The 12,670-nt window shown below is 70.4% G+C and carries 11 protein-coding genes and 2 pseudogenes; 7 read left to right on the forward strand and 6 right to left on the reverse strand.

Annotated features, from left to right (window positions below):
- Positions 1-47: 47 nt before the first annotated feature.
- On the reverse strand, positions 48-530 hold the full coding sequence (locus tag AC6F7H_RS10785; protein WP_500756769.1) for a general stress protein: 483 nt from the start codon (positions 528-530) through the stop codon (positions 48-50).
- 222 nt (positions 531-752) lie between these two features.
- Here AC6F7H_RS10785 and AC6F7H_RS10790 point away from each other — a divergent pair, with 222 nt between their 5' ends.
- The 4 genes and pseudogenes from AC6F7H_RS10790 (at position 753) to AC6F7H_RS10805 (ending at position 3,361) form a co-directional block, all read left to right on the forward strand.
- Positions 753-2,534, forward strand: a complete 1,782-nt coding sequence (locus AC6F7H_RS10790) for a PucR family transcriptional regulator (protein WP_500756770.1) — start codon at positions 753-755, stop codon at positions 2,532-2,534.
- Positions 2,535-2,631: 97 nt separating this feature from the next.
- Positions 2,632-2,805 (forward strand): annotated as a pseudogene (locus tag AC6F7H_RS10795) (Scr1 family TA system antitoxin-like transcriptional regulator); the annotation flags it as partial.
- Positions 2,802-3,032: a DUF397 domain-containing protein gene (locus AC6F7H_RS10800; RefSeq protein WP_500756771.1), complete on the forward strand. Its 231-nt coding sequence runs from the start codon at positions 2,802-2,804 to the stop codon at positions 3,030-3,032. The pseudogene AC6F7H_RS10795 and the gene AC6F7H_RS10800, both read left to right, overlap by 4 nt.
- 45 nt (positions 3,033-3,077) lie before the next feature.
- Positions 3,078-3,361 (forward strand): annotated as a pseudogene (locus AC6F7H_RS10805) (hypothetical protein).
- Here AC6F7H_RS10805 and AC6F7H_RS10810 read toward each other — a convergent pair.
- The 4 genes from AC6F7H_RS10810 to AC6F7H_RS10825 form a co-directional block, all read right to left on the reverse strand.
- Positions 3,362-5,080 (reverse strand): relaxase/mobilization nuclease domain-containing protein, encoded by a 1,719-nt coding sequence (locus AC6F7H_RS10810; RefSeq protein WP_500756772.1) that lies wholly within the window; start codon positions 5,078-5,080, stop codon positions 3,362-3,364.
- Entirely contained in the window at positions 5,077-5,595 is a 519-nt protein-coding gene (gene mobC, locus AC6F7H_RS10815; RefSeq protein ID WP_500756773.1) for a plasmid mobilization relaxosome protein MobC, read from the reverse strand. The genes AC6F7H_RS10810 and mobC overlap by 4 nt, the downstream gene beginning before the upstream one ends.
- A gap of 319 nt (positions 5,596-5,914) precedes the next feature.
- Positions 5,915-7,180 (reverse strand): DUF3631 domain-containing protein, encoded by a 1,266-nt coding sequence (locus tag AC6F7H_RS10820; protein WP_500761743.1) that lies wholly within the window; start codon positions 7,178-7,180, stop codon positions 5,915-5,917.
- Positions 7,181-7,877: 697 nt separating this feature from the next.
- The gene (locus tag AC6F7H_RS10825; protein WP_500756774.1) at positions 7,878-8,114 is read right to left on the reverse strand and encodes a helix-turn-helix transcriptional regulator; all 237 of its coding nucleotides are present in this window, start codon (positions 8,112-8,114) and stop codon (positions 7,878-7,880) included.
- Positions 8,115-8,500: 386 nt separating this feature from the next.
- On the opposite strand from AC6F7H_RS10825, the gene AC6F7H_RS10830 reads away from it, so the two are divergent.
- Positions 8,501-8,821 carry a helix-turn-helix domain-containing protein gene (locus AC6F7H_RS10830; RefSeq protein ID WP_500756775.1) on the forward strand — a complete coding sequence of 107 codons (321 nt, stop codon included), beginning with the start codon at positions 8,501-8,503 and terminating at the stop codon, positions 8,819-8,821.
- 1 nt (position 8,822) lies between these two features.
- The gene (locus AC6F7H_RS10835; protein ID WP_500761745.1) at positions 8,823-10,148 is read left to right on the forward strand and encodes a tyrosine-type recombinase/integrase; all 1,326 of its coding nucleotides are present in this window, start codon (positions 8,823-8,825) and stop codon (positions 10,146-10,148) included.
- Positions 10,149-10,215: 67 nt separating this feature from the next.
- Here AC6F7H_RS10835 and AC6F7H_RS10840 read toward each other — a convergent pair whose 3' ends face one another.
- Complete coding sequence (locus AC6F7H_RS10840; RefSeq protein WP_500756776.1) at positions 10,216-10,830, reverse strand: hypothetical protein; 615 nt, start codon at positions 10,828-10,830, stop codon at positions 10,216-10,218.
- 483 nt (positions 10,831-11,313) lie between these two features.
- Here AC6F7H_RS10840 and hemL point away from each other — a divergent pair, with 483 nt between their 5' ends.
- On the forward strand, positions 11,314-12,630 hold the full coding sequence (hemL, locus tag AC6F7H_RS10845) for a glutamate-1-semialdehyde 2,1-aminomutase (protein WP_500756777.1): 1,317 nt from the start codon (positions 11,314-11,316) through the stop codon (positions 12,628-12,630).
- Positions 12,631-12,670: the final 40 nt, after the last annotated feature.

Here is a 12,670-nt window from a genome sequence, read left to right on the forward strand (position 1 = left end):
AACTCCTCCCGGTCCGGCGCCTGCGCCGACTTTCCGGATCACGTTTTTCAGGTACGAGTGGGACCTCCGCCGGTGGTCTGCAGCGCGCCGATCAGCCGTACAGCCTCGTCGGCGACCGCCTCGTCCACGACGACCTCGTACCGGCTCGGCTGCATCGAGCGGAGCGAGGCGAAATCCCGGCGACCGCCCTGCAGGGCGTGCAGCAGCATGCCGAACAGCGCGCCGACGATCGCTCCGAAGATCAGCCCGTACAAGGCGAGGAGCAGGACGGAGACGACGGGGTCGAGCCAGTTCACAAGGCCGAACAGCCAGCCGATCAGGACACCGGGGAGCGCACCGCTCGCCGCTCCGTGAAGGGCGGCCCTGCCGTAGCCCATCCGGCCGATCACTTGCTCGACCAGGCGCACGTCCTGGCCGATGATCGCCACCCTCTCCACGGGAAACCCATGGTCGGAGAGATGGTCAACGGCGCGTTCGGCTTCCCCGTACGTCTCGTACGAGGCAACCGGCCTGCGATGCTGCTCGGTCATCGCCCAGTCCTTCCTGCCGGTGCGCACGGAGGGTTCCGAACACTCCCCAGAGTGGCCAGCCGAGTGGCTCCACGCCTGCGCCTGGCGAGTCAGAAATGCACGGGTCCGGTCGCCCCACGAGCACGAGAGGAAGAATCCGAACATCTCGGATGAGCCGGCCCGCGAGCGGGTACCCGGAACACCGCTCGCCCCCTGAAGGCTCGGCGAGAACGGAGTGATCCCATGGCCGGCAGCCGGGCGCACCACCTGTACCGCCGCCGCTCCGACCGGGAGAGCAGCCTTCCGCGGGGCAGCGCCGGGCGGCAGCTCACGGCCGCGCGGAGAGGGCCCCGCCCACCCGTTCCAATCCCGGCCGACCATGCCCTCCACGCACTGATGGCGCTCTCCCGCGCCCTGTTCGACACCCGGGACGAAGGCGAGATCCTGCGCCTGGCCATGGACCACATAGCCGCCGCAGGGCCATACAGCGCCGAGGCCGGATACCTCAGGGTGGACGGCGACCTGGTTCCCAGCCCGAGGGTCGGGCAGATCCATGACTTGACCGTGGCCCGCAGGGTGCGGGAGCTGGCCGGGCACGACGGCCCTGTGACCGTACCCGGCCGGCCCTGGGGCCGGGCCCTGGGGCTGCGCGGACGTGAGGGACTCCACGGCTACCTCGTGGTGACGTCCCGCTCCCGGCCCACCGAGGCCGAGCGCTCCCTGCTCGCCATGCTCGTCCGGCACACCGCTGCTGCACTGTCAGTCGCCTTCGCACACCGCCGCCAACGCGAGGACGCGCTGGAGCTGCACCGGCTCAGGGCGGAACGCACAGCCCTCCAGCGGCAGCTGATCTCCGTCGTGGCTGAGCTGGGGTACCTGCGGGCCGTTCACGCGCTCATGGTCGACATCGCTGCCTCGGGCGGCGGCGAGGAAGCCATCACCCGCGCACTGCACGGGCTCACCGGACTCCCCGCGCTGGTCGAGGACCGCTTCGGTCGGCTGAGGTCCTGGACCGGCCCCAGCCGCCCCGACCCCTATCCGGAACCGGACCCCGTGCGCCAGGAAGAAATGCTGCACGCCGTCGCCCGGGAGGTCGGGCCGGTGCGGATAAAGGACCGGCTGATCACCCTGGTCCGCCCGCACGGCGAGATCCTGGGCGTGCTGGCCCTGGTCGATGCCCGGAACGAGGCCGACGAGCACACCGTGCTCGCGCTGGAACACGCCGCCATGTCGCTCGCCCTGGAGCTGGCGCACCTGCGTAATCTGGCCGAAGTGGAGCTGAGGCTGCACCGCGAACTGGCCGACGACCTCCTGGCAGGGACGGACGAGGCGAGCGCCTACGCTCGGTCCGAGGCAGTCGGACACGACCTGCACCGCAGCCACTACATCGTCGTGGTGCAGTGGTCGAACCGGACTGCGGACGATTCCTTCGCGCAAACCGTGGGCCGGGCGGCCTCTGCCGTGGGCATGCGCGCGCTGCTGACCCGACGTTCCGACCACGTGGTCCTGGTCGCCGACGACAGGCCGCACGCCCGCGCGCTGTACGAGGCGCTCGCCCGGGAGACCGGGACACGGTCCGGGACGATCGGGGTGAGCGCCCCTTCCGACTCCGTGGACGACATCCCCCACCGCTACCAGGAGGCGCAGCGCGCCCTGGAAGTGCGCCGCCACTCCCGCGAGCGCTACGGCACGACGTTCTTCGACGAGCTTGGCCTCTACCGCATCCTGGGACCCGGCAACGATTACCGGGAACTGGAGACGTTCGTCCACGAGTGGATCGGGCAGCTCATCGACTACGACTCCCTGCACCACGCGACCATGGTGGAGACCCTGACCCGGTACTTCGACTGCGGCGGCAACTACGACGAGACCGCCGAATCCCTCGCGATCCATCGCAGCACGCTGCGCTACCGGCTCCAGCGCATCCGCGACATCAGCGGCAACGACCTCGCGAACGTCGAGGACCGGCTCAACCTCCAGGTGGCGACCCGAGTATGGAAGATCGTGCTGGGCGGACCCGGCTGATGCCCCGATGGAACCGTTATGCGGACAGCGCCGGCGGCAGTTGGTGGGAGTGTCTGGTCAACGGCGGATCTGATGATCAAGGAGACTCCAGTTCCCCCAGCCCACGGCCCCGCTGGTCTGGCTGGAGAATCCCAACAACTCCGTGTACCTGGAGTCCGAGAGCGACATCCAGAACTACACGGACATCTTCGACCAGCTCAGGGCTTCTGCCCTGAGCCCGGCCGAGACCCGTACCCACCTCACCCGCACTGCCGAGGAGCTCGAACCATGAGCACGACCCCGCCCCGCCGCCCCCGCGCAGAGGACCTTCACAAGGCGCGCTGGCGCAAGAGCTCCTACAGCGGAGGCGCCAACGACTGCGTGGAGATCGCCGACCTCGGTGCATACTCGGCGGTGCGCGATTCCAAGGACCTCGGCCGGTCACCTGTGATCCTCAGCCGCTCCGCCCTGGGTGATCTGCTGGGCCATTACACCGACGGCGAGACTCGCGTCGGCTGAGACCCTGCCCGAGCCGCACGTGCACATGCCAGCCGCCAAGTAGGAGTGCCCCGCGCGAGTGATCAGCACGACAAGCCGTTCCTCCGGATCGTGGCCTGCGCGGCCGGGGTCGCAGCCGACGTCGGCCTGCTGATCACCGCGGCACAGGAGCGGCACTGGGACGTCGGTTCGGTAACTTCGCGCTGGGCATCTTGCACGAGGCGCCCGCCATGGGCGTCCTGATCGGCTCCTACGAGCCTCACCGGCCGAAGGCCGGCGGCGGGGCCGACCGGTACCGCTGGGAGGGAGTGCTGGAGCTGCTTGCTTCCAGGCTGTCTGTGCCATCGTGATCAGCGCCGCCGTGCCTGGGGCGGGCGCGGGAGCGAGGCCGCGGCTGCTTCGTGGGTCGGCGTGTTGGGGCGCTGTGGTGTCTCTTCGGGCCGTGCTTCGCTGCGGGCCTGGGCTGCGCGGGCGCGTGAGCTGAGCGCGGGCCGTGCGCTGAAGCGCTGCATACGCCAGGCCAAGGTCCTTGCGGGGAAGCGGGCGTCATCCAGGGCACGTTGGTCGGCGGCCTGCCTGAGGAGCCGCTCCGGGTCGTGCCCCAGTGCTTCCGCTTCGGCGAGTGCGGCGGTGAGGGCGTCGACAGCGGGGTCTTCGAGGAGCTGCTCCGCGTGCTCAGGTACGGCTCGACGGATGTGGCGGATGTGCCGGTCCACTGTCTGTTGGGGCGGTCGGCGCTGGATGAGGGCGGCCAGGGGCGCGGCTGCTGCCTGGTCGTAGGCGGCTTGGAGGTGGAGCAGGGTCTGCTGGGCGGCGGCGACCTGCTGGTCGTGGTGGCGGAGCTGGTGCCAGCGGGTGGCCGCGATGGCGACGAGGATCGCGGCATCGAGGAACATCGCCAGAGCCGTGCCGTCCCTGGGTGCGGGCTCGCGGAGCATCGCCCGTACGGCGCCTCGCAGGGCGCGGGCATGGTGGTGTTCGGCCTGGATGCGGGAGCGGGTGGCGCGCTCGAAGGCGGAGGCTGCTGCGCGGAGCTGGGCGCGGAGGGGTGCGGCGGCGAGGAGGGGCAGGGCGTCGAGGGCTTCACCGAAGGCGGCGAGGTGGGCCTGGGAGGCTCGGTCGTCGCTTCCGATGAGGTGCTGGGGGATGCGTTCGGCGGCGGCGGTGGCCTGGTGCCAAGGGTTGGGCCTGCGCCTGCCCGGCTGGATGGTCGGCTGCGGGCCGACGGCCTCCAGGCGTGCTCGGATCTTGGGGAAGGACAAGTCCGGCGCGAGTTCGGAGCCGGAGAACCAGACGGGTTCCTTGCCGGCGGTGGTGGTGTCTTCGCTGGCGACCTTGTAGCCGCGCACGTCGCCGGAGGGGAAGTACACGACTTCGACCAGTACGCCATCGGTGTCGCTGAGCAGGCGGATGAACTCCTCGGTGCCGGTGGTGGCGGCCACGGCGGTGCGGACGATGGCGCGCAGGCGTTCGCGCGCCGGCTTGCTCTGGCCTTGGCGGCGTGCCTTTTCCTGTTCGGCGCGGGTGGGGCGCTTGGCGGCGGTGCGGTCTCCGCGGACGACTTGGAAGAGGCCGTATTCCTTCTCGATGGTGGCGAGTTCGCGGTCGGCGGTGAGGTAGTCGTTCCAGTGGCGTGCGGGGCGTAGGTCGCCGCGGACCTTGGTGGCGGCGATGTGGATGTGGTCGGGGGCGTGGCGGACGGCGACCCAGCGGCAGCCGTCCGGGTCGTCCTGGGGCGCGATGCCGGTGGCGGCCACGACGCGGCGGGCTATGTCGGCCCACTCCTCGTCGCTGAGGTGGCGGTCGGTTGTGGCGGCGCGGAGGGAGCAGTGCCAGACGTGCCGCTCGGGTGCTCGGCCGAGTCGGCGGGCTTGCTTGACGCGCAGGTCGAGGTCGGCCACCAGGAGCTTCCTTGTGGCGGTGAAGTCGTCGGTGCGGCCGGGGTCGGGGGCGAAGCCGTCCCAGGAGGCGACGAGGTGGGGGTCGGTGTGGTCTTTGGCCTTCGTGGTGTCGAAGAGGTAGCGGATCAGGCCGGCGGTGTCCTTGCCGTTGCTGATCTTGGCGATCACCGGGCGGCCTTGGTGGTGACGGTCTGGTTCGCGGCTGTCGCGATCTCGCTGATGGCAGCCCGGACCGCGCCCAGGGTGCGTTCGGTCTGGGCCAGGGTGGCGGTATCCCCAGGACGTGGATGGCCGCCGGAGTTGAGCTTCCGGGCGATCTGATTGGCGTTGTTGCCGATCTTGGCGACCTGCTCACGCAGGGCGGTCAGCTCGTCGATGTAGTCGTCCAGCGGGGTGCGCTGGCCTGGCAGGGCGAGGTCGCCGTGGATGTGGGCCATGACGACGGCGCCCACGTAGTGGGCGCCGGCGATGTTGAGCGACCGGGCCCTGGCGAGGATGGCGGTCTTCTCTTCGACGCTGTAGCGCACGTCGACGCGTTCCTTGCGCTGGGTGTCTTTGCGCTTGCGGCGACGGGCGATGCGGTGCAGGACGGCGGTTTCGGCGGCGCGCGGCAGGACGACGGTCGCGGCCTTGGCGTGCTGTTCCTCCTCGGGCGCCCCCTGGTGCCCGAGGATCTCCGCCACCCCCGGGGCGGGACTCCCGTTGGGCCGGCCCTTGGACGGTCCAACGGCATACCTTGCTGCTGCTCGGTGGGCGGGCCCGAGGAGCTCTCCGCGGGGGCGGAAGGGGGCGTCGTCTGCGGGGTCATCGTGCACAGTCGTGCTCCAGTGGTGTGTGGGCAGGGCTTCGTCACGTCCGTCGCATCCGTCCCATGGCTGGTCAGGACAGGTACGGACCGGCATGCAGGTACGGATCGATCCGTTGCGGCGAGGAAGTCCGTCCCCGCGCTGACCTGCGCGGGGACGGATGGGACGGACTGAGACGGTCCCAGAGGGAGGCGGGTCAGCGGGCGTGCTTGGGGCCGGTGGCGCCGGGTAGGCCGATGGGCAGCGACCCGGCCGGAGGAGTGGGCGGTTTACCCGGGGCCGGACGTGCGGGCATGAACTCGTGCCCACCTGCGTGGGCCGGCTGCGCGGGAGCGGTGGTGGGGTCGGGGCAGTAGCGGGCCCAGGCGTCGAGGAACTGGTTGCGGGCGTATGCCTTGGCCTGACGGCCCTGTTCGAAGCGGTAGTTGGCCGGGCGGATGCCGAAGTCCCTGAGCAGCGCCGACAAGTGGTAGGCGTTCAGCCCCTTGGAGCCGTAGTCCGGCCATGGGGACTCGGCGTCCGTCAGCAGCGCGGCGAGCAGGTCCTGCGAGCGCAGGGCCTCTTTGTTGCCCTCCTGTTCGAAGATGCGGCGGATGTCGCGCAGCAGTCGCGTCTTCAGGGTCGTCTGCTCGTCCTGGACGGCCTCGTGCCGGGTCATCGCTAGGCAGGCGGTACGGGCGCTGGTGGGCCAGTGGCCGCCGGCCAGGTCGGCGACGATGACCAGCGGCTCCCAGGTGTCCGCGGCCCGGTCCTCGACCGGCATCGTCGGCACCAGAGCGGCAGCCGTGCCGCGCAGCGGGGTCAGCCAGGCGGTCAGCCGGTCGCGCAGTGCGTTCAGTTCGGGCACGGAGTACCGCGAGCGGAACGGGGTGATCCGCTCGCCGGGCTTGCGCTTCTGCATGCGGAGCACGACCGCCCGGTCCATGATCGTGTCGGGCAGGTCGCCGATCCCGGCCAGCGCGGCCATGGCGAAGGTGGGGAACGCGGTCGGCTTGTGCTCCGGCCCGGAGATCCGCCAGGCGGGCCGGTTGCGCTGGTGCCCGGCGTTCAGCAGACCGCGCAGGTCCTCCTTGTCGCCGGCCTTGGGGCCGAAGATGGTGTCGGCCTCGTCCACCAGCAGCGTCGGCGGGTTCTTGCCGATGACGCGGAAGACCACCGCGGGGGAGGTGTTCACCGTCATCATCGGCCGGTGCACCGTCTCGTGGAGCACGTCCAGGACACGGGACTTGCCACACCCCTTGGTCGGCCCGACCACCGCCAGACGCGGCGCGTGCTGCAGGGCGGGCTGGATATGGGAGGCCGCCACCCACAGCGTGACCGCGGTCAGCGCCTCCTCGCTCGACAGCACCACGTACCGGCCGATCGCCGCCCGCACCTCGTCCAGCAGTACGGCCCCGTCCTCCGCCGCCCCGCCGCCGGCGCTTCCACGGTCCCCGGCCCCCGCACCGTCGTCCGGGACCACGGTCCCGCCCTGTATCTGTCCGGTCCCCACGGGACCGTCGGTCTCTCGGGAGCCACGGTCCCCTGCCGCACGGTCCCCCCGGGCGATGCCCGCATCCTGGGGACCGGTCCCCACGTCGAGGACCAAGGGAGCGGGACCGGGCTCTTGGTCCCGCTCCGGGGCCGGGACCGGTCCGCCCGGACCGGCATGGTCCCCATCCTGCGGTCCGGTCCCCACGCCGCCGGCCTGCATCTCTCCTACACCGACGGATATCCGGTCCCCGGCCCGTGCCCGGTCGCGGGACGGGACCGCACCCTCCGGCGGCCCCGGAGCAACACCATGGTGCGGTCGGTCCCCGGGGTTCGGTCCCAAGGGACGGGCCCCACTGCGGGGACCGTCTTCGGATTCGACGCGGGGGCCGTCCCCGGTCCCCTGACGTGGGGACCGTGACTCGGCCCGGTCCCCGTTGCGCGGGACCGTCCCCTGCCCGGGGACTGTTACGGGCGGCCAGACGACCTTGGGCCCGGCCTCCGCGCCGGCGGACGCACTCGCCGCGTCCGAGGACGTAGCGTCCTCCATAGGCGTTCCTTTCTGGTGAGGGGCAGGACGGACTGGGTCCCGCCCCTCACCGGTTCGTTCGTTCAGGGATGGGCGATGCGCAGGGGAATCTCCGGCCCTCGGCGTTGGCGCGCTGGGGGCCGCTCTGTTCCCCCGTGAGTCATGCCATGAGGTCGTACGCAGTCTGTCGGTCGAGCCAGGCGTCGACCTCGTGCCAGCGGTAGCGCAGGTGGCGGCCGACTTTGTGCACGTTGGGGCCGATGCCCCGGTACTTCCACTGGTAGAGCGTCTTCACCGGTACCCCGAGGTACTCGGCGACTTCCGCCGGGGTGGCCAGGGGGCCGCGTCGGGAGGCGTCGGCGGCGGTGTGGGCAGGACGGGGAGAAAGGCTCGGCACAGGGCTCCCTTTTTCGGTCTCGGACAACAGCGTGGACAACACAGCAACACCCTGGACGGAGAAGTCCAGAGTTGGTTCTAGAACTCTCCAGAAGTTCCCTTTGGTGAGCGCGAGATCCATAACCGTAAGGGCAAATCGCCGGTCGGCCAAAAAGTTAGCGCTGGCACGATGGGCAGCGCGTAACAGCAGGTGGCAGCCCCCTGCAGGGACTACGCAAGCTACACTGCGTTCACTTTCCGACGTACGCCAAAACAGAAGCGCGACTTTCTGGCGCCCCACTTCGGGAAATATCCGGACCAATTCGAGACCCGGCGGGCGACGACTTCTTTAGAGTTTGTGAACCAACTATTGCCAAAGGGGCCGGCTGCAAGTTACTGCTACCTGTCATGGCAACTCGACCTCTTGAAATAGGCCCCGCCGGCCTCCACGCCGCCCGCGCCATCGAGCACATACGGCTGGCGCTCGGCCTCACCCAGCATCAACTGGCCACCCGTTGCACCGCGATGGGACGCCCGATGACCAACACCGCACTCAGCCGTACCGAACGCGCCCATCGGCGTTGCGACATCGACGACCTCGTCATGATCGCTGCAGCCCTTGGTGTTCCTCCGACGGCTCTGTTGCCACTTGGGGCCCGCCCCGACGCCCATCCTCGCCACGTCGGCGCAGGTGCCCGCGGCCGAGCTCAGGAGGCCCTTCTTGGCTGACGTGTACGACCGCTGGCACAAGTCCCACCCCAAGCCGGACGAGACCCAGTGCGGCGAGCACAAGAGCCGCACCCGGCGAATGGTGCCGACATCGGATCATGGGATCGGCAAGCGCTGGCAGGTCCGGTATCGCGACCTGGACGGCCACCAGCGCAAGGAGAACTTCCACACGAGGGCCGAAGCCGACAAGCGGGCGGCCGAGGTCGACATCGAGATCCGGAGCGGCAGTTACGTCGTTCCCGCCGAGACGAAGCAGACGCTCGGCGCCTACGCCCAGAAGTGGCTCGACTCGAACTCGGTGGGCCCGACCACGGCCCTCCGCTACGAGGCCATCGTCCGCAACCACATCGTCGCCCACCTCGGCCGGCGCGAGCTGCGGTCCCTGAACAAGCCCTCGGTCATTCAGGGCTGGGTCCGCACGCTTCAGGACGGCGGCTTCGAGGTGTCGACGATCGAGGGCATTTTCGACATCCTCTCCAGCATCCTCGGCATGGCCGTGGAGGACGGGCTGCTGCCCAAGAACCCGTGCAAGTCGAAGGCGGTCAAGCTGCCGACCGCGACCAAGAAGAAGATCGTCCCCTGGTCCATGGATCGCGTACGCGCCGTCATAGCCGGGCTACCCAAACGCTCCCAGGCCGGCGGCAAGCTCGCCTTCGGCTGCGGTCTGCGCCAGGGCGAGGTCTTCGGCTTCGCCGTCGAGGACATCGACTTCAAGGGCGGCTGGATCCACGTCAACCGGCAAGTGCGACTCGTCGGCACGAAGCCCGTCTTCTCCCTGCCCAAGGGCAACAAGATCCGGTCAGTGCCGCTGCCGACTCAGCTGGCGGCTGCCCTCAAGGCCCACATGAGGCAATTCCCGCCGACGGCGGTCACTCTGCCCTGGGCGAAGCCCGACGGCGAGCCCAAGACCTTCCGCCTGCTCTTCGTCGACGAGAAGGACCGGGCCTACAACCGCAGCGTCTTCAACATGGGTGCCTGGAAGCTCGCCCTGGCCGCCGCCGGCGTGATCCCTCCCCGCGAGCGTGGGGCGAGGTACCTTCAGGCGGCGCCGGACGACGGCATGCACGCCCTCCGGCACGCCTACGCCTCCGTGCTCCTGGACGCGGGGGAGAGCATCAAGGCGCTCTCCGAGTACCTCGGCCACTCGGACCCCGGCTTCACGCTCCGGACGTACACGCACCTTCTGCCGTCCAGCGAGACCCGCACCCGCAAGGCGATCGACGACGCCTTCACCGAAGCCGAAGACGACGGCGCTCCGCCCGCCGCCCAGGGCACATCAGAACCCCCAGCAAAACCCATGTGCCCTCAATGTGCCCTGGCCGCCTGACGGCCCCTCTCCGACACTGAGAAGGGCGAGGCCCGAAGACCCCGCCCAACGCCAGTAAAACCCCAGGTCAGGGCCACACAAGGCAGTAAGCCTGGTGCCCCGCCTCGTGCAGCCGGTGCGAGAAGTCCTGCCACTCGTGCAGCAGCCGGTAGACGTTGAAGGCGTCGTTGGGGCCGCCGCGGTCGGGGACCGTGGACCAGATGAAGGCGGCTGCGCCCACCGCCTCCTCGCCTATGCCGCGGAGCGGGTCGACGACCGTCATGGGGAGTTTCACGACCGCGTAGTCGGGGTGCAGGACGACCAGTTCCAGGGGCGGCACCTTGTGCAGGGGGACACCTTCGATGCCGGTGAGGACCATGGCGGCCATCGTCTCCGGCTTGATCTTGGTGAACATTCCGCCCATGCCGAGCTCGTCGCCGCCGAGTTCCTCGGGGCGCATCGAGATCGGGACGCGGGCGGCGGTGGCGCCGTCCGGCGCGCCGAAATACTTGTAGGTCACCCCCACTCGACCACCATTCCTGCTCCCCGCGCTCGACAGGTCGATCGACTCGGCCTCGCCCGGAGCACCGTGTGCCCGACGGGCCTTGTCCACCTCTTCCGCCTCGCGCCGGTGCCTTCCCCGCCGGGAACGTCGAGGACCGAGATCGTCAGTCCCCTCGCCCAGTCCGCCACCGCGATGCATATCTCCACCCGACTGCTTTTCTAGGCCGCGTGGCGCCGCCGCGCAACCCGATCATCGTGTCAGTGACCTCCCCCACGGCCGCCCGCCGAAACGTGCGGTGTTGCATCTGCCCGGGGGACCTTCCCAGCGTCCGGCCGCTCCGGGCCGGGTGAGCTGTGTCTACTCGGACGCCAGTTTCGCAGATCACGGGCGATCCGGGACCGGATGTCCCCGCAGGTGGCTGGATACCCGAGCCCGTGGCCGGCCGTGTGGGGCGACCACACGAAACAGGCGTACGAAATGGTTGTACGAACGGGCAGGGCGGATGACTCAGCCGACGGGTCCGCCGACGGCTCGACCGGCCACTCGGCCGGTGGTCGCCCCCGCCGCCCCGGACCCGCCCCGCCCCCGGCCTCCGGCCCCCCGCCCCCGCCTGGCCTACCCTGAACAGGTCACTCGCACCCCGAGTCCGAGATGTCGGAGAGGTCGGAGAAGTCGCAGGTCATGAGCGAACTGCCATACCCATACGAAGCCCAAGCCTCGCAGGCGCTGTTCGACCGTGCCGCGGCCGTCACTCCCGGTGGCGTGAATTCGCCGGTGCGTGCCTTCCGCGCCGTCGGCGGCACGCCCCGGTTCATGGTGTCCGGCACCGGCCCGTACCTGACCGACGCCGACGGGCGGGAGTACGTCGACCTGGTCTGCTCCTGGGGGCCGATGATCCTCGGGCACGCGCACCCCGAGGTGGTCGCCGCCGTGCAGGAGGCCGTCACGCGCGGAACCTCCTTCGGCACGCCCGGCGAGGGCGAGGTCGCGCTCGCCGAGGAGATGGTCGCCCGGGTCGAGCCGCTGGAGCAGGTCCGGCTGGTGTCCAGCGGCACCGAGGCCACCATGTCGGCGATCCGGCTCGCCCGCGGCTTCACGCGGCGCGCCAAGGTGATCAAGTTCGCCGGGTGCTACCACGGCCACGTCGACGCGCTGCTGGCCGCGGCGGGGTCGGGTCTCGCCACGTTCGCGCTGCCGGACACCCCCGGCGTCACGGGGGCCCAGGCCGGCGACACGATCGTCCTGCCGTACAACGACCTCGACGCCGTGCACGCCGCCTTCGCCGCGCACCCCGGCGAGATCGCCTGTGTGATCACCGAGGCGTCCCCGGGCAACATGGGCGTCGTACCGCCGCTGCCCGGGTTCAACCAGGGGCTCAAGGACGCCTGCGCCGCGGACGGCGCGCTGTACATCTCCGACGAGGTGATGACCGGGTTCCGCACCAGCCGCGCCGGGTGGTACGGCGTCGACGGTGTGCGGCCCGACCTGATGACCTTCGGCAAGGTGATGGGCGGCGGCTTCCCGGCCGCGGCCTTCGGCGGGCGGGCCGACGTCATGGCGCACCTCGCCCCCGCCGGGCCCGTCTACCAGGCCGGCACCCTCTCCGGCAACCCCGTCGCCACCGCCGCCGGGCTCGCCCAGCTCCGGCTGCTCGACGACGCCGCCTACGCCAAGGTCGACGCCGTCTCCGCGCGGATCCAGTCCCTCGTCACCGAGGCGCTGACCAAGGAGGGCGTGGCGCACACACTGCAGAACGCCTCCAACATGTTCTCCGTGTTCTTCACCGACCGGCCGGTGCGCACCTACGAGGACGCCAAGGCGCAGGAGTCCTTCCGCTACACCGCCTTCTTCCACTCCCTCCTCGCGAACGGCGTCCACCTGCCGCCCTCGTCCTTCGAGGCCTGGTTCGTGTCCACCGCGCACGACGACCGGGCCGTCCAGCGGATCGCCGACGCCCTCCCGGCGGCGGCCCGAGCGGCGGCGGAGGCGACGGCGTGAGCACGGAGAACGTGAACACGGGGAAGAAGAACGACCTCAC

This window comes from Streptomyces sp. MMS24-W38 (assembly GCF_059889265.1).